Raw genomic sequence first — 21,686 nt, 5'->3', positions numbered from 1 at the left:
TATCAAGGATAAAATTATGAATCTTTCCAAAAAAGATATAGCCGCAAGTACGATGTATAGCGAAGTCATAGACGCGGCGATCCCAGGTCTTGAAGACAGAATTTCTCAAATCATAAAATTTACAAAAGATTTGCTTGAAGAAATTTTACGCGATTTGGTTTATAAATTTGAGCTAAGCCAAACGACGAAAATAAAATTATATATATCGATAGGTGGATACGATGAGCAATAGCTACAAACAAACAGCCATAGGAGTAATTCCAAAAGAGTGGGAAGTTGTTAGGTTGGGGGATATTGGGGAAGTTGTTAATGGATTAACATATAGTCCTGAAAATATTTCAGACTATGGATTACTTGTGCTACGTTCTTCTAATATTCAAAATAATATTATTGTTTCTAATAATAGTGATGATATATATTTAAGCGGTATAAATCAATTTAATAAAACTATTGAAAATGATATTTTGATTTGCGTAAGGAATGGAAGTAAAAATTTAATCGGGAAAAACGCTTTAATTACAAAAAAGTATTCAGATGTGGCTTTTGGAGCTTTTATGACAATATATAGGAGTAATTTTAACTTGTTTTTATCTCATATTTTTAAAACTAATATATTTTTTAAACAAGTAAGTTCGAATTTGGGTGCTACAATTAATTCTATAAATAATAGTGATTTATAAAATTTAAAATCCCGCTTCCGCCGTTAAAGGAGCAGGAGAAGATAGCGGATATTTTATCTACTTGGGACAGGGCGATATCAAATTTAGATGAACTAATCATCCAAAAACAAAAGCTCAAAACTGCCCTAATGCAAAATCTACTCTCCGCCAAAATCCGCTTCAAAGAATTCACCGACCCTTGGCAAGAAGTTAAATTGGGCGATATAGGAGAAACTTATAATGGTTTAAACGGTAAAACAGCAGAAGACTTTGAAAATGGAAATTCTAAATATATCACCTATAAAAATATTTTTGATAATTTTTCCATAAATATAAATATTTCAGAAAAGGTAAATATAAAGGAAAATGAAATTCAAAATTTAGTTAAATTTGGAGATATATTTTTTACAACCTCATCTGAAACACCGGAAGAAGTTGGAATTTCATCTGTTTTACTGAAAAATTTAGAAAATGTTTATTTAAATAGTTTTTGTTTTGGATATAGATTGTATAGCTTTGAAATCCTTAGTCTATATTTCGCAAAATTCTATTTTAGAAGTCAAATTTTTAGAGAAAAAATTATTCATTTAGCACAAGGAAGTACAAGATTTAACATTTCTAAAAACCAAATGATGAAATTGAAGATTAAACTTCCAAATTTAGCCAAACAACAAAAAATCGCAGAAGTGTTATCGGCGTGTGATGATGAGATAAATTTACTCAAAGATAAGTTATTGAATTTAAAACTCCAAAAACAAGGCTTAATGCAAAATCTACTAACAGGAAAGGTCAGGGTAAGGGTGTGATAAAGTTTTTATTGAATTTAGCATCATTTGTATGGATTGTTATGCTTTTTTTGATAGTTAATGATATAAAATTTAATATAAAAATATTTGAGTATGAAATAGTTTTTTCATTGGCATGGTTATTTTTGTCTTTTTTATAAATTTTTTATTGTATATTTTTATAAGATATTTGTCAAAAAAATCAACGCGAGATAACTTGAAATTCATAAAAATATACCCAGTGTATAGCGAGTATGTGGCAAGTTATTTTGCTGTTTGTGTTGTAACTTTTTCTATGTCATTTTTGACACATACAAATTCAATTGTAGAAACAAGTCTAATCGGAAAGATAATTATTGTCTTATTTCTTTTTTATATTTTCCATATTAATAATATTGGGTATTTGAATCCATTTTTATATCTTATTGGAAAACGAGTTTATAAAGTTGAATCTGAAAATTCAAATTTCATAATAATTGCAGATAAAATTAATGAACTCAAAAATACAATGAAAATAGATAGCTTGATTAAAATAGATGAAAATACATTTTATAAAATAAAGGAAAATTAATGAATTCAAAATTGATGTCTAGGGTTGGAAATAATTTTTTTAGTGTATTTAGTGAGCAATCTCAAGAGAATGAGATTATTGAAAACAATGAATTGTTTTTCTCAAGCACCACGGTATCCAATGAACATAGTTATATCAGTAATCCGCAAAGAGGAAATCTTGAGCAAGATGAATGGTTTTATATGGATTTTAGCAGTATAATCTTTGGCAAAGATTTGTTAAATATGTTTGATATTTTTGATAATACGGGCAGATATTCAAATTTAAATTCAAATAATATAAAAGATGTAAATTTGTTGTTTTATGCAAAAGAGATTGATGATGATAAATATATAAATTTACAAGTTATTAGAGAAAAAAATTATATAAAACCTGGTCGAATAATTCAATATATCAATGATAATATAAAGTATCAGAAAAATGATAAATCATTAATTTTTAGAAATGAGATAGATATTTTTATACAAAAAAATTTAAATAGAATTTATTTTAAAAAATTTAATGATTTGAAATATTTTGATAAAAGATTTATCGATATTTATAGGGAAGCTACCAAAGAAGAAGTGGAAAGTTTTAAAGAATTAGTGAAAAAAATAGATAGTTTTTCTATATCAATTATAGACGATATAGTAGGACAAAGGAATAGAAAAAAGATTAAATATATTATAGATAATAATATATTAGATAAATTTATTGGAAAAGGAAATTTAATACAAAATTATATAAAAAAATACAATATTCAAAGTAAATTAGATTTTCAAGATGATAAATTTATTATAAATACAAATTTACATCTTACATGTTTTATGGATATAATCTTTGAGGCTCATTATACCGGAGAAATAACATCTACACGTCTTTTGGCAAGTTCTAACGAAGAAGTTGCTTTGGAAAATGAATATAATATAAAGGAGCCTAAATGACGCCAAACGTATCTGAGAACCAAATCCAGCAAAACTGTATAAATTTGCTCCGAAATATGGGCTATGAGTTTATCGCTAGAGAGCAAAACATATCTTTTAGAGACGGTAAGACGTCCGGCGTACTGCTCAAAGAGATGTTGGCTAAAAAGCTTTATGAGATAAACAGCTATGAGTACAAAGGACAAAAGTATAAATTTAGCCAAAACAACATCGCTAAAGCCATAGAAGATATAGACGTGTCACTAAACGAAGGCTTGATGGTGGCAAACGAAAAGATCACGAATCGCCTGCTTTTAGGCACTAGCTATGAAGAGAGCTTGACAGATGGGAGTAAAAAGAGCTTTTCTTTTAAGTACATAGACTTTGACGATATAGAAAATAACCATTTTTTGATCACGGAAGAATTTGCCCTAGAACGCATAAATCAAAACGAAACGATAAAGACGCGTCGCCCTGATCTGGTGATATTTATAAACGGGATACCGCTTGTCGTGATAGAACTCAAAAAATCAAGCGTAAGCTATGAAAACGGCGTAAGACAGCTTGCCATGGAGCAAAAAAATGATGAAATCCCGCAGCTTTTTAAATTTATCCAACTCACGGTAGCCGGAAATAGCAACGAAGCAAGATACGGCACCACCGGCACTCCGGCTAAATTTTATGGTATATGGAAAGAAGATGAGCTAAGAGAGTCAAATTTGGCAATGATAGTGCATGATAGGCAGATCACGAGTCTTGATAGGACGCTTTTTGCGCTAGTTAGCCGAGATAGACTCTTAAGACTAATAAAACACTATATTTTGTTTGATAAAAAAGCAAAAAAAGTCTGCAGATATCAGCAGTTTTTTTGGTATAGAAAAAACATTGCAAAGAGTAGAGCGGACGGATAACGGCATGAGAGCCGGCGGGCTTATCTGGCATACTCAAGGAAGCGGTAAGTCTCTCACGATGGTGATGCTCACAAAACTACTCAAGCTAACTTATACAAAAGCAAAGATCATAGTAGTGACTGATCGCATAGACTTAGATGAGCAGATACATAGGACTTTTGAAAATACAGAGATAAAAGCGAGTAGGGCGAGTAGTGGAAGCGACTTGATAGACAAGCTACAAAGCGGCGTAAGCGTGATAACTACTCTTGTGCATAAATTTGAAAAAGTGTCAAATTCGAAAGTTTGTATAAATGACAATAGCATATTTGTCCTAGTAGATGAATCCCACCGCACGCAAAGTGGGGATTTGCATAATGCTATGAAAAAAGCCTTGCCGTTTGCTTGCTATCTTGGATTTACCGGGACACCACTGCTCAAAAGAGAAAAAAGCAGCTTTAATAAATTTGGCGGTGAGATACATAGATATACGATAGGTGACGCGGTAAAAGACGGCGCTGTTTTGCCTCTGTTATATGAAGGTAGGCTAGTAGATCAAGAGGTTCTTAGCCCTGAAGGGCTGGTACGTAAATTTGATATGATATCAAGAGATCTAAGCGACGAGGCCAAAAGAGACTTGCAGCGTAAATGGGCTAGATTTCAGCGTGTGGCATCTAGCGAGCCAAGACTTGAATTTATAGCGATGGATATAAATGAGCATTTTAAAAAGACTTTAAAGATGCAAAACGGCGGATTTAAAGCGATGCTTGCGACAAGTAGCAAGTATGAAGCTATCAAGTATCATGAGATATTTGAAGAGTATGGAGATATCAAGACAGCATATATCATCTCTAGCAACGAACATGAAGAGCTTGAAGGCGGACATAAAGAGTATGTGGCGAAGTCTTGGCAAGAGACTATAAAAGACTTTGGTAGCGAAGAAGAATATGTAAAATATGTAAAAGATGAGTTCATCCATGGCGATGAGATAGATCTGCTAATAGTAGTCGATAAACTCCTAACTGGTTTTGATGCGCCAAGAGCTAGCACGTTATACGTAGATAAACAGCTCAAAGAGCATAATCTTTTGCAAGCTATCGCTAGAGTAAATAGGCTTTATGATGGAAAAGATTATGGATATATAGTCGATTATCGTGGGCTTTTGGGTGAACTGGATCAGGCTTTGAGCGATTATGCTTCTCTTAGTGAATTTGACATAGATGATATAAATGGTGCGGTTATAGACGTTAGAAACGAGATAGCAAAAGCAAAGACTTATTATGCAAATTTAGATAGCCTGTTTTGTGAAGTCAAATTTAAAGATGATCTTGAAAGCTATGTAGAAGTATTGTCTGATATCCAAAAAAGAGATGATTTTAAAGAGTGGCTATCTTACCTTGCTAGAGCCTTTAAGCTGGCACTTTGTAGCGAAAAGGTGAGTGATATACTAAGTCAAGATGAGATAAAAACTTATAAAAGCAAGATCAAATTTTATAATGAACTAAGACAAGTGGCACAGCTAAGATATCATGAGACTTGCGATTTTGGTAAATATGAAGCGCAAATGCAAAAACTACTAGATACCTTTGTCAATGCAAATGGCATAAATGAGCTAACAAAGCTTGTAAATATCTTTGAGACAGAATTCGATGAAGAAGTACAGAGGGTCGAGGGTAAAAACGCCAAAGCCGATACGATCTTAAGTGCTATAAGTGCCGTGATACAAGAAAGGATGGAGTCAAATCCTGCATTTTACAAATCTATCTCAGACCAGATCGAAGATGTGATCAGCAAATACAAAGAAAAAAGACTTAGCGAAGAAGAAAAACTAGCCAAGGCAAAACAGCTAAAAGGTCTCATAACCGGCGCGATAAAGCCAAACATAGATAAATATCCAAAGGAATTTGAAAATAAAAAATCTATATTTGCGATCTATGATAATCTAGTTGATATCTTAGGCGATATAGAAGTCCCAGACTCAAAGCTCATAATCAAAAATTTGACTATCAAATTTGATGAAATCTATGAAAAAGCATCAAAAAAGCCAGAATGGATCAAAAATAAAGATGTCGAAAATGACATTACTAGCGCTATGGAAGACATGCTATGGGATATAGAAGATGAGTACGGAATCTCTATCGAGAATAAAGAAATGATTTATCAAACAATCAGAGGTATCGGGATCGGCTTTTATGCTTGAAAATATTTTAATCGTTAAAAAAGATGTAAAAAACATCACATTAAAGGTAAAGCCTACAGGCGAAGTTGTTTTGACTACTCCAAAAGCTGTAAGTGATGAGTATACGGAGTATATCATCAAAAAAAGAGCTAAATGGATAGAGCAAAAAAAAGAATTTTTCGCGTCGTTTCAAACCAATCAAAAAGAGTATGTAAGTGGTGAGGAGTTTAGATATTTAGGTAAGAGTTATAGGCTAAAAGTCATTAGCTCAAAAGACGAAAATGTCAAACTCCAACGCGGCTATCTAGAAATTCGCACCAAAAACAAAAATGACCTAAACAAGAAGCAAAATTTGTTATATGAGTGGTACTATGAAAAGGCTTTGCTTCATTTTTTTAGCATTTTGCAAGAGTGGAACAAGATAGTAAAGCGTGATATAAAAGATATCAAGATAAGGCAAATGAAGACAAGATGGGGGAGCTGCAATCCATATAAATCATATATAAATCTCAATATCGAGCTTATCAAAAAGCCTAAAATTTGCATCGAGTATGTTATATTTCATGAATTAACTCATCTGATATATCCTGATCATTCAAGCAAATTTTATGAGTATTTATCGCTTTATATGAGCGACTGGGAAAAACGAAAAGAGATTTTAGAGCAATCGAATTTATAATTTAATTCATAATCGGTTGCTATTTATTTTTAAATTTAATATTTGTCAAGTAACGGATTTGAGTTTTAAACTTATCATATTTTTATCCAAATTTAGTTACACTTTGCGTATCAAATTTACGGAAGAAAAATATGCAAAGATACCCTACAAAACAAATTTTAGTCGGAAATGTCAAGATAGGCGGCGATGCTCCTATCAGTGTTCAGTCTATGACATTTGCAAAAACTAGAGATGTGAAAGAGTGCTTAGAGCAGATAAATAGGCTTTATTTTGCAGGTTGTGATATAGTTCGTTGCGCAGTGTTTAACAAAGAAGATATTGTTGGTCTTGAACAGGTAAAAAAAGAGAGTCCGTTGCCTATAGTAGCTGATATACACTTTAATTATAGCTATGCTGTGGCTGTTTCTAAATTTGTAGATGCTATTAGGATAAATCCTGGGAATATCGGTGGAAAAGATAGGATAAAAGCTGTCGTGGAAGCATGTAAAGAGCGAAATATTCCTATTAGAATAGGCGTAAACTCAGGTAGTCTTGAAGAGCAGTTTGAAAATAAATACGGACGCAGCGTAAAAGGTATGGTGCAAAGCGCTTTATATAACATAGGATTACTTGAAGAGCTTGAATTTACCGATATCGCAGTGAGTTTAAAGTCTAGTGACGTGTATAATACCATGCAAGCTTATAGAGAGCTTCGTCCACTTACTTCATATCCGTTTCATCTCGGAGTTACTGAAGCAGGGACTACTTTTCATGCAACTATAAAATCAGCTATCGCTCTAGGAGGTTTGCTGCTCGAGGGTATCGGCGATACGATGAGAGTTAGTATAACAGGTGAGCTTGAAGAGGAGATAAAAGTTGCTCGCGCCATACTTCAAGATACCGGACTTCAAAAATCAGGATTAAATATCATATCTTGTCCTACTTGTGGAAGACTACAAAGTGATCTTGTGAGTGCTATAAAAATAGTTGAAGAAAAAACTAAGCATATAAAAGAACCTTTAAATGTAAGCGTGATGGGATGTGTGGTAAATGCGATAGGAGAAGCAAAAGGAGCTGATGTTGCTATAGCTTTTGGTAAAGGAAATGGACTGGTGATGAGGCACGGTGAAGTCGTAGCAAGACTAAAAGAGCATGAGCTAGTAGATAGATTTTTAAGTGAAATAGATGATGAGATCAAGCAAAGGGCTAGTAATAATGGCTGAGATAATAGGACAAAATTTATACGATCTTGATATGGAAAGATCGATTTTAAGTGCGATTTTATTTAGTGAGGATAATCTTGGCGAGATTTATGATCTTATAAATCCTAGTGATTTTTATTTAAAAGGTCACGCTGATGTTTACGGCGCTATGATAGAATGTTTAAATCATGATGAACCGGTTGATATGGCATTTGTTAAAAAACGACTTGCAAATAATTTTGATGATACTGTTTTTACCGAGATTATTACAACAAATTCTATATTGGATATAAAAAAATATGCTACGGAGCTAAAAGAGAAGTCTATAAAGAGATCTTTGATTAATGTAGCCCATAAAATTCCTAATAAAGTAAATGAAGATAAAGCAAGTCGCGATATGGTAGATGATATAAGCGGTGAAATTTACTCGCTTGTGGATAATTCAAATAACGGAATTATTAAAGAAAGTAAAGAGATTATTACCGATGTTATCAAAGAGTTGGAAAAACAAAAAAATCTAATTGATCGTGATATAGTCGGAATTGATACCGGATTTAAGGTATTAAATGAGAAAACAAAAGGCTTTAAAGACGGTGATTTGGTTATTATAGCTGCACGTCCTGGAATGGGAAAGACTACTTTTGTATTAAATCTTGTGCAAAAAGTGTTAAATCAAGATTTGGGCGTTGTATTTTTCTCTTTAGAAATGCCGGCAACTCAGCTTATGTTAAGGCTTCTTAGTGCTAAAACTTCAATTCCGCTTCAAAATTTAATGACTGCGGATATGGATAATGATGAAATCTCTAGGCTAAGCGATGCTTGCGACGAGATGTCTAGAAAAAAACTGTTTGTTTATGATAGCGGAAATGTGACCATTCATCAAGTAAGAACTCAGATGAGAAAACTAAAAGCGTCTCATCCCGAAATCAAACTTTGCGTGATTGATTATATCGGTTTGATGACAAATTCTTCGGCTTACACTGATAGACATCTACAAATAGCCGAGATTTCTAGAGGCTTAAAGCTTTTAGCTCGTGAGTTAAATCTTCCGGTAATTGCTTTATCTCAGCTAAACAGAAGTTTAGAAGCAAGAGCAAATAAAAGACCGATGTTAAGTGATTTAAGAGAATCAGGAGCCATAGAGCAAGACGCCGATACTATTTTATTTGTTTATAGAAATGATGTTTATATGGAGCAAGAAGAGAAAGAAAGGGAGCAAAAAGCAAAGCTTGATGGGAAAGAGTATGTGAGAAAATTTGTTCCAAATAAGATAGAAGAAAATGCTGAGATTATCATTGGGAAAAATAGAAACGGACCAACCGGTACCGTTGATGTGATATTTCAAAAAGAATTTACTCGTTTTGTCGATAAGAGTTTTTCAGCTCCTAGTATGAGCGTAGAGTTTAATGGATAGTAAAAAACAATAAAACCGCTTTTGGTTCTTTTAGCGGTTTTAAATTTATCTCGTTTTATTTAAATTTTGTGATTTTTTTGAGTTTGTATTATATAAAAAATCGCCGTTATAATTATAAATATAATAGATAAAAGAACTATTGTAGTACCGTATTTACCACTTAAAAACATATCCCCGGTGTTCATTCCGAAAAACCCTGTTATTAAATTTAACGGTAGAAAAAATGCCGAGATAACTGTTAAAATATATAAATTTTTATTATGTTTTTTATCTTTTAATGAATTATAATAACTAAAAGTTATAGCCAATCTTGAAGCGGTATCATCTATGATCTTGTCTATCCTTTTTAACGATTGTATATCGTTTTTAAACTCTTTTTTATAATTTATAAATTCATCTACAAATTCGTTTAAAGCTATCATAAAATATTGATGCAATATCGTAAAAATAGAAAAATTATGCTTTAATTTAAAGTATTTTTCTAAAAAATTGCTATCAAATTTATTTTTATATATTAGATTTTCAGTACTTAAAACTTCTTCTTCATACTTATCAAGATTCGTTCTAAAATAGTTTATAGCACTTTTTACCGCTGTTTCAAATTTAGCAAAATCAACTTTTATAAACTCTTTGCCGTTTTTTTCAAATATCTCATCTCCTAAAAATACAAATCCCGCATTTTGACTATGAAAATCCGTGCTTATGATAAGCAGTTTGTAGCCTTCCCCACTGAAATATCCGCTTCTACTAGATGCTTTTTCTAGCTTTTTTCTATGTTCGTCATTTATCATATCATGCCTCTTTTTGCGTAGAATTCTCTTTTAAATTCTTTAAATTTACCTTGCATTATCGCTTCTCTCATCTGTTTTACTAAATTTAGATAATAATGCAGATTATGAAGACTTGCAAGCCTAAAAAACGTAAGTTCTCTAGTTTTATAAAGGTGATTTAAGTATCCGCGGCTAAAGTTAGAGCAAGTATAGCAGTCGCATTCAGGATCGATCTTGTTATCGTCTTTGATAAACGCTGCAGATTTTATGTTTATCTTCCCGAAACTAGTAAAAAGCGTACCGTTACGCGCGTTTCTAGTGGGCATAACGCAATCAAACATATCTACGCCTCGCTCCACGTTTTGTACTAAATCCTCAGGAGTTCCCACGCCCATTAAGTAGCGCGGGCGATTTTTGTCTATGAATGGCATAAGGGCTTCAACCGTGTCATACATCTCTTCATTGCTCTCTCCGACGCTTAGTCCGCCTATAGCAAGTCCGTCAAACTCCATCTCGCAAAGTGCCTCGGCGCAGAGTTTGCGCGCATTATAGTCGGTTCCGCCTTGAATGATCCCAAAGATATTTTGATCTATCCCCACGCCTTTTTGTTTGTTTGATTTGTGATATTCACACGCTATTTTCGCCCAGTTTATCGTCCTTTTTATGCTTAGATCAATTCTTTCTTTAGTAGCAGGGAGCGCTACAAGATCATCAAGTATCATCATGATATCGCTACTCAAATCATACTGAGTATCAAGTACACTTTTAGGTGTAAAATAGTGCATACTGCCATCTATATGGCTTTTAAATTTGATTCCGTTTTCATCCGGTTTTGAAATTTTTGATAGTGAAAATGCTTGAAATCCACCGCTGTCTGTTAAAAAACTTCTATCAAATTTACTAAAACCGTGCAATCCGCCAAACTCCCTTACAACCTTACTTGTTGGCCGTAAATATAAATGATAGGTGTTTGCTAGTATTATTTTTGCATCTAAAATTTCTTTTAAATCTATGGCATCCAAGCTTTTAACCGCTCCAAGTGTTCCGACAGGCATAAAAATAGGAGTTTGGATCGTCGAATGAGCTGTTTGCAAAGTGCAAGCTCTGGCGTTGCCGTCTGTTTTATCTATTTTAAAATTCATTTATGATACAATTCCTTTTTTAAATTTTGGAGATTTTATGAAAAATATCTTGATAATTGCGGATGGTATTTTAGCAAAACATTTCTTAGAAAGGCTTTTTAACACTAAATTTAATAGCCTTCACAACTATACGATTATAACTTATAATGAAGAAACTTTGCCAAAAACAGACGTAAATTTTGAAAATTTTAATTTTTATAGCTTTGATCCGACTAGTTTTTCAAAGCTTAAGTTGCATATGAAAGATAGTTATGAAAAAGCTATGGTAATTATGCAAAGTGAGTTTGACAGTAAATCCGTTTATGAAAATTTGAAAAAAATAAATTCCAAAATCGAGATAGACATAATGGATTTATGGGGATTTGATGAGGAGTTCAAGAGCGATCATAGGCTAAAACTTATAGATGCTAGGAAAATTTTAAGCTCGAGATTTATGGATTTTTTACCGGATGTTCCTGTCATTGCCGATAATATCGGTCTTGGTATCGGCGAGATAATGGAGGTAAAAGTACCTATAGGAAGCAGTTATGTATATCGTCACGTAGGAAATATCCGTAAAAAAAAGTGGAAAATAGCAATGATTTATCGGCATCAAAACTACATTATAGCTGCTCCGGATACAATAATTTTGCCAAATGACGTACTTCTTATAGTCGGAGAACCGCGCGTTTTGCAAAGCGTATTTAGAGCGGTAAAAAAAGAGCCCGGACAGTTTCCAAATCCGTTTGGAAACAATATATATCTAATTTTAGATATGAAAAATATGAGCGATGACGAGATGGATAGTCTCATAAAAGACTCTTTGCTGATTCATTCTAAGCTAAATAGCAAAAAATTATTTATAAAAGTTATAAATCCAACACTTTCTAATATGTTTAATAAGATCAAAAATCTTGCTACAAATAGCGTTTACGTTATAATTGATTATTTTAGTTTCGGGATAAATATAACCAAATCCAATATGGGCGAGTTCGATATCGGACTTATTATCACGGATACAAAGACGTTTAAAAGAAAAAAAGAGCTATTTTACTCCGTAAAGTTGCCCCTGCTAAAAATAGGCAATGCGGGATTTTGTACCATAAAAAACGGAGTTATAGTGGGAAATGAAGAGGATGCAGAAAGACAGTCTAGTGTCATAATGGACTGTTGTAAGCAACTAGATTTTAATATCGATTTTTATCATTTTAATTCTAAATTTAGTGGAGATGACAGTGGTTTAATTGAACATTTCGAGAGTCTTTCAAAACTATTTAATAAAAATGTTAATATAATAAAAGATATCGGAAATCCTCTTTTAAAACTTAGAAAAAGAAGTGATGTTTTGCAATTTTTATCTTTTAGTCAAAAAATTTTAGACGATGGGTTTTTGTCTATTTTTTCAAAAGATACAGATAGATTGCATTATATTCTTGATAAGAATTATCAGATGTTTATACCGCAAAATGATAAAATTAGGGAGTAAATATGAGATTTTTATTTTTTATAATTTTTTCTACTTGTTTATTTGCAAATGAAAATGATATAGTAAAAGATATATATAAATTAAGTCTTGAAGTAAGAGGAAATACTCATATATGCGGTTCTAGCGGCGATGAGTATTTTGTAAATTTAAACGAGATAATAACTCTCGGTCTTAATGATCCTATAAAATATGAAAAACAACTTCCAAATAAGCAAGATTATGAAGAGGCTACGTCAAAAGATAGGGAGTATTTTCGTTTTTGGGCTGTTAGAAGTATAAGCAATTTCATCCTTTTTAATGATTTTAATGACGCATATACAAAGTTAATTCCTAAATTAACGGATTATTATATAACTAAATTTGGATTTAGCAAGCAAAGAGCTATATTTTTTGCTATTCGTTTAGCAAATGAATTTTTATATATGTCCGTGGGAAATTATGAAAAGGCGTACAAGCTAAGTACTTTAGAGAGAATGGCTACGAATCCAAATTTAAATAAAGAGGAATTTATATCTCTTATTTATACTAATAAACCTACTAGAAATGAGATAACAAATTTATTAAATATTGCTTTGCTATATAATCAAAATGAAGATATATTGCAAACTCTTATAGATTTTGGTGCTAGCATAAATGGAGGTGATGAATCAGCTCTGTTTTTTGCTCTAAAAAATATGAAAAATGTTGAATTTTTGATAAAACATGGAGCAAATATAAATTATGAAAATTCATTCGGAAAAACTGCGCTATTTTATGCGATTGATTTTGGAGATATCGATTTAATCAAATTTTTGGTAGAAAATGGAGCTAATACAAATCATAAATATATAAACAAATCAGGAAAAGACGCTATAGCATCTGGATTTAGAAATATCCCGTTTTATCAAAATCTTTGTGCTTTAGAACATACTTCAAGAACCGTTTTTATGCATGCTGCATTTCATAGCGTTCCTGAAGTGCTAGATCTGCTTATAAAAAATGGAGCTAATATAGATGATATAGACGATATGGGATATAATGCCCTTGATTACGCTATTTGGAGCAAAAATAAAGAAAATATAATGTTTTTAGAAAGTTTGCAATTAAAATCAAATTTAGAAGGTGAAATATGAAAAATACAGCTTTTATAACCGGAGCAACGTCCGGTTTTGGAGAGGCAGTCGCTAGAGTTTTGGCAAGCGAGGGATATAAACTCATACTTCTAGCAAGAAGACTTGATAGACTAGAAAATCTCAAAAAAGAGCTGAAAAACGTACATATAATCAATGCCGATATAAGAGATAAAAATGCTATTTTTAAAGCTATAGATGAACTTCCTGAGCAATTTAGAGATATAGAAATATTGGTTAATAATGCAGGTCTTGCTCTTGGTCAAGAAAGAGTTTTAGAAGCAAATTTGGACGATTTTGAAACTATGATAGACACAAATATAAAAGGCTTATTATACGCTATAAAAGCCGTTTTACCTATAATGAATAGGAGAAAAAGCGGATATATCTTTAATCTTGGTTCGGTAGCTGGAGCATGGCCGTATCCGGGCGCTAATGTTTATGGAGCCACAAAAGCATTCGTAAAACAGTTTAGTTTAAATCTTAGAAATGACGTAAAAGGCAGCAACATACGAGTTACAGAAATAGCTCCTGGTATCGCAAAAACTGAGTTTAGCGTTGTTAGATTTAAAGGTGATGAAGATAAAAGCGACAGTGTTTATAACTCTACGCAGTATTTGAAAGCTGAAGATATCGCTAAAATAGTTCTTGATTGCATTAATTTACCAAAACATGTAAATATAAATACGCTTGAAGTAATGCCTACTACTCAGAGTTGGGCTGGATTTTTCTTTGAAAAAGAGTAAGTTTGCAAGAAAATAGCTGTGAGTACTTAAAACATTGCGGAAGTTGTACTTTGGATATGCCTTATAGTGAGCAGATTGATTTTAAAAAGAATTTTATAAAAGAGCATTTTAAAGATTTTCACAATGGCGAAATTATATTTTTCAGATCACCGATTTCTAAATTTAGAAGTAGGGCGGAGTTTGGCTTATATCACGATGATAATAGTCTTAGTTATACAATGAGAAGAGCCGATGGCGGCTATTTAAAGATAGATAAATGTTCTATAGTCGATGAGAAAATATCCGTCATCATGCCGGTTTTGTTGGATTTGTTAAAAGAAAATCAAAATTTAAAAGCAAAGATTTTTGGGGTTGAGTTCATAACTACAAGAGATGAAATTTTGATTATTTTACTTTATCACAAAGACGCATCTACTATAATTCAAGAGCTTACTTGGTTGCAAAGTAAGCTTAAAGTCGGTTTGATAGCAAGAAGCAAAGGTAAAAAACTTGTATTTGGAAGTTCAAGTTTAAATGAAAAATTATTTATAAACGGTAAAAGTTATCATTATGTTTTTGGAGACGCTGCTTTTATCCAGCCAAATAGAAATATAAATGAAAATATGATTTCATGGGTTTTAGACCATACTACGGATTGTAAAGATCTCCTTGAGCTTTACTGCGGACACGGAAATTTTACCATTCCTCTTAGTTTTAAATTTAACAAAGTTTTGGCTACGGAGATAAGCAAAGCTTCTATTAACAGTGCTTTAAAAAATTGCGAGTTGAACGGTGTAGATAATATCAAATTTACAAGATTAAGTGCCGAAGAACTTATGGAAGCTTTTCTCTTTAAAAGAGATTTTCGTAGATTACAAGATATAGATTTAAGAAGTTATGAATTTAGTCATATTTTAGTAGATCCGCCGCGAGCAGGATGCGATAAAAGCGTGTTAGATTTCATACGAAATTACGAAAATATAATTTATATATCTTGTAATCCGTTGACCCTAAAAGAGAATTTAAAACTACTTTGCAAAACGCATAGTGTAGATAAATTTGCTATTTTTGATCAGTTTGTTCATACAAATCACATCGAATGCGCAGTAGTTTTAAAAAAATATTAGAAGCCATTTAAACTGGCTTCCAGATTTATTTATCTATTTTACGTACTTTAGCAGCAATCATATTATTAAATATATTAAATAAATTTATTGATTGCTCTTCTGCGTATTTGAATTTTTCTATAACATCCATAGGATTTGCATGTTTGCTAGCTAGATCGATAGCTTTATTTACATATTCGTGGATTGTTTTATGCGGATCAAGTATTTGAGCGAACTCAACAGTATCTTCAAATATATCTTTGCCTCTTGATTCGTACCATTTTCCTAGACGACATGATGTGTGATCTGCTAGTTTTTCGTAATTTTTTGTTAGAACATTGCCATATCCGCCTACTTTAAATACAACGTGATCTAGTTTAACTAAAGATACGAAAATATCATATGATATGGCTTGAGCATTGTTTTCGATGTGTTTTGTTCTATCTACAAGGTCTTTAAATTTAGATATAAAACCTTCTACGTGTTTGTTTGACTCTATAGATATATTTTCAACTTCTTCGCTTTGAGCAAACATGTCGCTAGCATTTTGTTTTAGTAAGTTTATGTTCATCTCTACTTCAGCGGTTGCTTTTTGAGTACGCTCAGCTAGTTTTCTTACTTCATCTGCAACAACCGCAAATCCACGTCCGTGCTCACCGGCTCTTGCTGCTTCTATAGCTGCATTTAGAGCAAGAAGATTTGTTTGATCTGATATGTCTTTGATCAAATTTATCACGTTTGTGATCTCATCAACGCTTTTATGTAGATTTTCCGCTGTTGCGCGTGATCTATTTGATGAGTTTGTTATTTCGTTTAGGGATTCTATTAATCTATTGCTAGTTTGAGAAAGCTCTCCGATATTTTGTATATTTTCATCTATAGTTGTGATACAGTTATGCGATAATTCGAGATTTCTTTCTATTCCGCTTTGTATATTTTTAGCGCTATTTTTAATACCATCCACCATAACATGCGCCATAGAAGATATAGTATCGCAATCTTGCGATTTTTCTATTTTTTCTTTTAGTCCTTGAATCTCCGTTTTTAGATCTTCATTTTCTTTTGTCTTATTTTCCAGCTCTTTTTTAAGAGCATCTATTTTTAATTCGTACTGTTTGTTTACATTATTTGATGAACCAAACACTTTCTACCCCCTTTTTTCATACCTTACTTTTACTTAATATTCTATGCTAATAATTATTTATATAGAATAATTATCAAACTTTATGAATACAATAATATAAAAATTTTGATTAAATAATACTTAAACAAAATAAAAAGATAAGGGGTGAGTATAGAATTGAGTTTGAGTAACACTCAAACTCGTAGAAAAGTGTTTAGTTAGTTTGATTTAGATTTTTTATATTCCATTAAGATATTATAAGCTTCATCTTTTAATCTTAATTTTTCTTTTTTAAGAGTTTCTAATTCATAAGGATCGGCGTATTCTCTGCCTTCTTCTATATCTGATATTCTTTGGTCAAGTTCATTGTGTTTGTCAAAAACGCTATCAAATCTTGCATTTTTACCTTTTAGTTCCGTGATTAAATCTCTGTATTCGTGTAGCATATTCTCTCCTTTAAAAATAATAATATCTTAGCATTGTATCATTTGCTTACTTAAAACTCATTTATGAACGGTAATCCGCGTTTATTTTAACATACGTGTGTCCTAAATCACATCCGTAAGCCGTAAATTTAGCGTCTGCTATACCCAAAAAACAGCTTATTTTATAGCTGTTTTTTTTCATAACATTATGAGCTTTTATCTCTCTTTCTTGATCTAATTCGGGATTATTTTTGTCGAATACAAGCACATCGTCATAATATATAATTAACTTTTCTTCATCACATTCTACGCCGCTAGCTCCTATGGTTGAAGCTATTCTACCCCAGTTTGGATCTTCTCCAAAAATTGCTGTTTTTACTAAAAGAGAATTCGACAAAGCCTTTGCTGCCTTTTGCGCTTCATCATAGTTTTTTGCTCCATTTACTTCAAATGCTACTACTTTTGTACTTCCTTCCCCATCTTTTACTAAATTTAAAGCCATAGTTTTTGTGATAGTTTCAAGTGCAAATTTAAAAGCATCTTTGTCATAAACTCCGCTTTTTTGTGAGCTTAAAAGCATTAAAGTATCATTGGTGCTGGTGTCGCCATCTACGCTTATCGCATTGAAGCTCTCTTCTACGCAGCTTTTTAAAAGTTCATCCATATCTTTTTGCGGTATATTTGCATCTGTTAAGATAAAGCATAACATCGTCGCAAATGCTGGATTTATCATACCTGCACCTTTGCAGATACAAGCTATGTTAAAGCTTTTGCCATCTTTAAGTTCAACTCTAAAAGCTATCTCTTTTTTAAAGCTATCTGTTGTCATAATCGCTTGAGCTGTTGCGTCAGAATTGCGTGAGATAAGATCAAATTTGTTTGCGGCTTCTATTATTTTGTCTTTTTTAAGACGATATCCGATAACTCCGGTTGAACTCATGATAGGATTTATCAAATTTAGCTTCTTACCAAGTTCTTTAAATATATCATCTATATCATCTATACCGGCTTTTCCGGTCATTGCGTTTGCATTTTTTGAATTTAATAAAACAAAGTTTGTTTTGAAGTTTTTACCGTATTTTTTAAAATGCTTTATCGGAGCTGCTTGAAATTTGTTTGAAGTAAATATAGCTGAAACCATTACCGGCTCATCGCTTCTTATGAAGCCTAGATCATTATCTCCGTTTGTCTTAAATCCGGCATTTACTCCGCCGAAATAAAACCCTTCAACATTCTCAAGTCCATTTTTCAGGCTTATAAGATTAAACATATTTAAATTCCTCCGGTTTGTGTTTACTGAAAATGAGTTTTTTAGTAGCTCTTATACTCTCGGCAGTTCCTATAACTAGCAGTCTTGAGCCTGTTCCTATAAGAGTATCGCCTTTTGGCATAGGAGTAAATTTATTATTTTGATCTCTGATACCTACTACATCGGCGTTTGTGATATCTCGCAAATGAGTTTCTTTTAATCTTTTGAATCTTAGCCAAGATAGATCGGGAACTTTTATCTCCTCTATATCGATCGGCGAATCTTTTTTATATAAAAATTGCTCTAGCATATTTTCCATATCCGGTCGTACGCTCATAGCCGAAAGTCGTTGCGCTACTAATTTTGATGGAGATACTACCGAGTTTGCACCTAATTTTTTTAGTTTTTGCGTGTCATCGTCATTATCTGAATTTGTCATTATAAAGTATGGTTTTATTCTACCAAGCTCTTTTTCATACAGTCTAACGGTTGCTATAAGAGCTATATTGTCAGCGATATTTGAACTTAAAGTTATAAGTCCTTTTGCGCTTGAGAGGTGAGTTTTTAACATAGCGTTTTGCGTGTGCGGCTCATCTACTATGTAATACGGATATTTATATATTTCAGCTAGACTAGGAAGATCTTCTCTATTATCTACCACAACAAACGGTATATGATTTTCTCTAAATTGTCTTGTGAGTTCTATAGTATAGATATTGTGATAGCAAATCACAAAGTGGTTTTTGAGTCTGGCTATTTTATATATCATATTTCTCTCCTTTAAAACCTTCGTTAAAGCACCTTTTTTAAGTACTTCTATAAAAAGACCCATAGAAAATGTAAAAACTCCAAATCCCATGAGAATAAAAGTTATAGTAAAAAGTCTCCCTGATGGACTAATAGGCGCAACTTCGGTAAAACCAACAGTCGTAAAGGTCATACCGGCTTGATAAATACCGTCTATTAAAGTAAATCCATCGATAAAAACATATCCTAAAGCTCCAAATAGCATCATAAGAACAACGGATATCAAAGGAAGCCTAAATGATTTTAACTGCTGGTAAAGTTCTGTATTTAGATCGTATTCTGGTTTGGACTCATCAGTCCAATTGAGGAATTTTTTAATCTTTTGTAGTAAAGACATTAATTCCTCTTTTTATGTATTAGTGTGATTGTTTTTTCATTGTTCTTAAAGTAGAAGCTGCAACTCTGATTTTTCTTGTTGTACCATCTTCAAGCATAACACGAACCGTACGAAGGTTTGGCATAAATCTTCTTTTTGTTCTATTATTAGCGTGACTTACGTTGTTTCCAACCATAGGTCCTTTTCCTGTTATTGCACATCTTTTTGACATATTTTTTTCCTTACAAACAAAAATTTGGGCTGATTATATCTAAAATAATTGTAAATTTAGCTTAAATTTGGGCATCATAAGCCCAAATTTTAGAAATTAAAACGCAGGAACTACAGCGCCTTTATAATTATCAGATATAAATTTTTTAACTGAGTCTGTGTTGATAGCATTATCAAGTGCTTTTATTTTTTTGCTATTTTGATTTCCGTCTTTAACAACTACTATATTAACATACGGACTCTCTTTGCTTTCTATAAGAAGCGCATCTTTTGTAGGATTTAAATTTGCGTTCATAGCGAAATTCGTATTTATAACGGCTATATCAACATCATCTAAAGTTCTTGGAAGAGTGGCGGCTTCGATCTCTTTAAATTTAAGATTTTTAGGATTTTTAGTTATATCAAGCGGAGTTCTTAATTTAGCGCTCAAATCTACTTCTATAAGTTTAGCATTTACTAAAACATCAAGAGCGCGACTTTCGTTTGTAGGATCATTTGGTATACTTACTATAGCACCGTCTTTTAGATCTTTAAGAGATTTTAGTTTTTTACTATAAACTCCCATCGGCTCAAGATGTACGCCTACTGTTTTTACTAAATGAGTGCCTTTGTTTGCATTAAACTCATTTAAATACGGTATATGTTGAAAAAAGTTTGCATCCAAATCACCGTCTTCAACCGCTAGATTTGGAATTACATAATCATTGAATACTTTAATTTCAAGATCATATCCTGCTTTTTTTAGCTCAGGCTTTATAAACTCTAAGATCTCTGCGTGAGGAACTGGAGTAGCTCCGACTTTGATAACTTCTCCAAATGCTGCGCTTATAAGGCTAGAAGCAAGTAGCGCTGCGATAGTTAATTTTTTCATTTCGTCTCCCTTTTTTAAATTTGGCGGTATTATACTAAAAAATAGTTATGTAAATCAAGTGCTTTGATATAATTTTTTAAATTTTTACTAAATTTTATATTTAATTGCCTAAAAAAGGGAATATAAATTTATATATCTATTAAATATATTTATATATTTTCAGATAAAATTTAGTTGTAAAAACGATTTTAAATTTAGAAAATATTTATTAAATTATTTTATTTTCATAAAAATAGGATAATTTAACTCTAAGCTGATATAATAATATTAAAAAACAAGGAAATAAAGTGCAAAAAATTTTAACCATAGCAGGTTCTGATTGCAGTGGAGGAGCTGGCATACAAGCAGACATCAAAACTATAACTGCTCATAAAATGTATGCAATGAGCGTTATCACAGCTCTTACTGCACAAAATACAATGGGTGTTTATGGTGTTCATGAAGCTCCTAGTGAGTTTGTTAAAGCTCAAATAGACGCTTGTTTTAAAGATATCGTTCCAAATGCAGTTAAAATCGGTATGGTATCAAACTCATATATAATAAAAGCTATAGCAGCAAAATTAAAAGAGTATAACGCTAAAAATATAGTTATAGATCCGGTTATGGTAGCTACTAGCGGTGGTAAATTAATGCAAGATAGCGCCATAGAAGATGCTATAAGCGAGCTGTTTTGTCTAGCCGACATTATAACGCCAAATATAGCCGAAGCCGAGATTTTAAGCGATATAAAGATAATAGGCATACATCATATGAAAGAAGCTGCTTTAAAGATATCACAACTTACAGGCGGAGCGGTTTTAGTAAAAGGCGGGCATCTAAGAGATGATGCAAGCGATGTTTTGTATTACAACGGCAAATTTGAGGTGCTAAGCGAAGAAAGAGTTCATACAAACGATACTCACGGTACTGGTTGCACTCTTTCAAGTGCTATAGCATGTGCTTTAGGAGCAAATAAAGATATGTATTATGCAGTCAAAAGCGCCAAAAAATTCGTCACAACTGCTTTAAAAGGGGACTTAAAAATAGGCAACGGTAATGGCGCGATAGATCATTATTTCAGGATACCTGAGATTTTTTGATCTAGCTC

Annotated in this window: 23 protein-coding genes and 2 pseudogenes; 16 read left to right on the top strand and 9 right to left on the bottom strand. The window is 32.3% G+C overall.

Annotated elements, in window-relative coordinates:
- Window positions 1–16: 16 nt before the first annotated feature.
- From RVY88_RS00200 to RVY88_RS00155, 11 genes and pseudogenes are all read left to right on the top strand, one after another.
- The gene (locus RVY88_RS00200; RefSeq protein WP_002849539.1) at window positions 17–232 is read left to right on the top strand and encodes a hypothetical protein; all 216 of its coding nucleotides are present in this window, start codon (window positions 17–19) and stop codon (window positions 230–232) included.
- Window positions 222–680, top strand: a complete 459-nt coding sequence (locus RVY88_RS00195) for a restriction endonuclease subunit S (protein WP_162167443.1) — start codon at window positions 222–224, stop codon at window positions 678–680. The genes RVY88_RS00200 and RVY88_RS00195 overlap by 11 nt, the downstream gene beginning before the upstream one ends.
- A pseudogene (locus tag RVY88_RS09150) lies at window positions 677–748 on the top strand (restriction endonuclease subunit S); the annotation flags it as partial. The gene RVY88_RS00195 and the pseudogene RVY88_RS09150, both read left to right, overlap by 4 nt.
- 60 nt (window positions 749–808) lie before the next feature.
- A complete protein-coding gene (locus tag RVY88_RS00190; RefSeq protein WP_162167444.1) occupies window positions 809–1,465 on the top strand; it encodes a restriction endonuclease subunit S in 657 nt (218 codons plus the stop codon).
- Window positions 1,466–1,700: 235 nt separating this feature from the next.
- Complete coding sequence (locus RVY88_RS00185) at window positions 1,701–2,015, top strand: hypothetical protein (protein ID WP_134867693.1); 315 nt, start codon at window positions 1,701–1,703, stop codon at window positions 2,013–2,015.
- On the top strand, window positions 2,015–2,938 hold the full coding sequence (locus RVY88_RS00180) for a hypothetical protein (protein WP_317051233.1): 924 nt from the start codon (window positions 2,015–2,017) through the stop codon (window positions 2,936–2,938). The genes RVY88_RS00185 and RVY88_RS00180 overlap by 1 nt, the downstream gene beginning before the upstream one ends.
- Window positions 2,935–3,828, top strand: a complete 894-nt coding sequence (locus RVY88_RS00175; RefSeq protein WP_238389035.1) for a type I restriction endonuclease — start codon at window positions 2,935–2,937, stop codon at window positions 3,826–3,828. Before RVY88_RS00180 ends, RVY88_RS00175 begins: the two co-directional genes overlap by 4 nt.
- Window positions 3,743–6,007 carry a type I restriction endonuclease subunit R gene (locus RVY88_RS00170; RefSeq protein WP_238389036.1) on the top strand — a complete coding sequence of 755 codons (2,265 nt, stop codon included), beginning with the start codon at window positions 3,743–3,745 and terminating at the stop codon, window positions 6,005–6,007. The genes RVY88_RS00175 and RVY88_RS00170 overlap by 86 nt, the downstream gene beginning before the upstream one ends.
- A complete protein-coding gene (locus RVY88_RS00165) occupies window positions 6,000–6,665 on the top strand; it encodes a M48 family metallopeptidase (RefSeq protein ID WP_002849535.1) in 666 nt (221 codons plus the stop codon). Before RVY88_RS00170 ends, RVY88_RS00165 begins: the two co-directional genes overlap by 8 nt.
- Before the next feature lie 131 nt (window positions 6,666–6,796).
- Entirely contained in the window at window positions 6,797–7,867 is a 1,071-nt protein-coding gene (gene ispG / locus RVY88_RS00160; RefSeq protein WP_038453491.1) for a flavodoxin-dependent (E)-4-hydroxy-3-methylbut-2-enyl-diphosphate synthase, read from the top strand.
- A gap of 4 nt (window positions 7,868–7,871) precedes the next feature.
- The gene (locus RVY88_RS00155) at window positions 7,872–9,260 is read left to right on the top strand and encodes a replicative DNA helicase (RefSeq protein WP_024305236.1); all 1,389 of its coding nucleotides are present in this window, start codon (window positions 7,872–7,874) and stop codon (window positions 9,258–9,260) included.
- A 59-nt stretch (window positions 9,261–9,319) separates the two neighbouring features.
- Here the strand turns inward: RVY88_RS00155 and RVY88_RS00150 are convergent, their stop codons facing one another.
- The gene (locus tag RVY88_RS00150; protein ID WP_002849533.1) at window positions 9,320–10,051 is read right to left on the bottom strand and encodes a CorA family divalent cation transporter; all 732 of its coding nucleotides are present in this window, start codon (window positions 10,049–10,051) and stop codon (window positions 9,320–9,322) included.
- Entirely contained in the window at window positions 10,048–11,172 is a 1,125-nt protein-coding gene (gene tgt, locus RVY88_RS00145; protein ID WP_162167534.1) for a tRNA guanosine(34) transglycosylase Tgt, read from the bottom strand. The genes RVY88_RS00150 and tgt overlap by 4 nt, the downstream gene beginning before the upstream one ends.
- Before the next feature lie 37 nt (window positions 11,173–11,209).
- On the opposite strand from tgt, the gene RVY88_RS00140 reads away from it, so the two are divergent.
- From RVY88_RS00140 to trmA, 4 genes are read left to right on the top strand one after another with little or no spacing between them, the layout of a single operon-like run.
- Window positions 11,210–12,637, top strand: a complete 1,428-nt coding sequence (locus tag RVY88_RS00140) for a COG3400 family protein (RefSeq protein ID WP_011732027.1) — start codon at window positions 11,210–11,212, stop codon at window positions 12,635–12,637.
- Between the two features lie 2 nt (window positions 12,638–12,639).
- The gene (locus RVY88_RS00135; protein WP_162167535.1) at window positions 12,640–13,749 is read left to right on the top strand and encodes an ankyrin repeat domain-containing protein; all 1,110 of its coding nucleotides are present in this window, start codon (window positions 12,640–12,642) and stop codon (window positions 13,747–13,749) included.
- Window positions 13,746–14,492, top strand: a complete 747-nt coding sequence (locus RVY88_RS00130) for an SDR family NAD(P)-dependent oxidoreductase (RefSeq protein ID WP_162167536.1) — start codon at window positions 13,746–13,748, stop codon at window positions 14,490–14,492. The genes RVY88_RS00135 and RVY88_RS00130 overlap by 4 nt, the downstream gene beginning before the upstream one ends.
- Window positions 14,493–14,494: 2 nt before the next feature.
- On the top strand, window positions 14,495–15,598 hold the full coding sequence (gene trmA, locus RVY88_RS00125; RefSeq protein WP_038453486.1) for a tRNA (uridine(54)-C5)-methyltransferase TrmA: 1,104 nt from the start codon (window positions 14,495–14,497) through the stop codon (window positions 15,596–15,598).
- A 25-nt stretch (window positions 15,599–15,623) separates the two neighbouring features.
- Here the strand turns inward: trmA and RVY88_RS09145 are convergent, their stop codons facing one another.
- The 7 genes and pseudogenes from RVY88_RS09145 to RVY88_RS00095 form a co-directional block, all read right to left on the bottom strand.
- Window positions 15,624–15,974, bottom strand: coding sequence for a CZB domain-containing protein (locus RVY88_RS09145; RefSeq protein WP_230454705.1), 351 nt, complete (start codon window positions 15,972–15,974; stop codon window positions 15,624–15,626).
- 66 nt (window positions 15,975–16,040) lie between these two features.
- Window positions 16,041–16,328: pseudogene (locus RVY88_RS09140) on the bottom strand (methyl-accepting chemotaxis protein); the annotation flags it as partial.
- Window positions 16,329–16,918: 590 nt separating this feature from the next.
- Window positions 16,919–17,146, bottom strand: a complete 228-nt coding sequence (locus tag RVY88_RS00115; RefSeq protein WP_002849526.1) for a YdcH family protein — start codon at window positions 17,144–17,146, stop codon at window positions 16,919–16,921.
- 61 nt (window positions 17,147–17,207) lie between these two features.
- Window positions 17,208–18,395: a bifunctional glutamate N-acetyltransferase/amino-acid acetyltransferase ArgJ gene (gene argJ / locus RVY88_RS00110; protein ID WP_162167537.1), complete on the bottom strand. Its 1,188-nt coding sequence runs from the start codon at window positions 18,393–18,395 to the stop codon at window positions 17,208–17,210.
- A complete protein-coding gene (locus RVY88_RS00105) occupies window positions 18,388–19,518 on the bottom strand; it encodes a potassium channel family protein (protein WP_011732024.1) in 1,131 nt (376 codons plus the stop codon). Before RVY88_RS00105 ends, argJ begins: the two co-directional genes overlap by 8 nt.
- Window positions 19,519–19,537: 19 nt before the next feature.
- On the bottom strand, window positions 19,538–19,729 hold the full coding sequence (rpmB, locus tag RVY88_RS00100; RefSeq protein WP_002849521.1) for a 50S ribosomal protein L28: 192 nt from the start codon (window positions 19,727–19,729) through the stop codon (window positions 19,538–19,540).
- 96 nt (window positions 19,730–19,825) lie between these two features.
- Window positions 19,826–20,599 (bottom strand): MetQ/NlpA family ABC transporter substrate-binding protein, encoded by a 774-nt coding sequence (locus tag RVY88_RS00095; protein WP_038453479.1) that lies wholly within the window; start codon window positions 20,597–20,599, stop codon window positions 19,826–19,828.
- Between the two features lie 287 nt (window positions 20,600–20,886).
- Here RVY88_RS00095 and thiD point away from each other — a divergent pair, with 287 nt between their 5' ends.
- A complete protein-coding gene (thiD, locus tag RVY88_RS00090; RefSeq protein WP_002849517.1) occupies window positions 20,887–21,678 on the top strand; it encodes a bifunctional hydroxymethylpyrimidine kinase/phosphomethylpyrimidine kinase in 792 nt (263 codons plus the stop codon).
- The last annotated feature ends 8 nt before the right edge of the window (window positions 21,679–21,686 follow it).

Source organism: Campylobacter sp. TJR-1, assembly GCF_032840035.1.
In the GTDB taxonomy this organism is placed as follows: Bacteria; Campylobacterota; Campylobacteria; order Campylobacterales; family Campylobacteraceae; genus Campylobacter; species Campylobacter fetus.
Note: the sequence above shows the minus strand (reverse complement) of the source record. Positions and strands in the feature narration are given on the sequence as shown.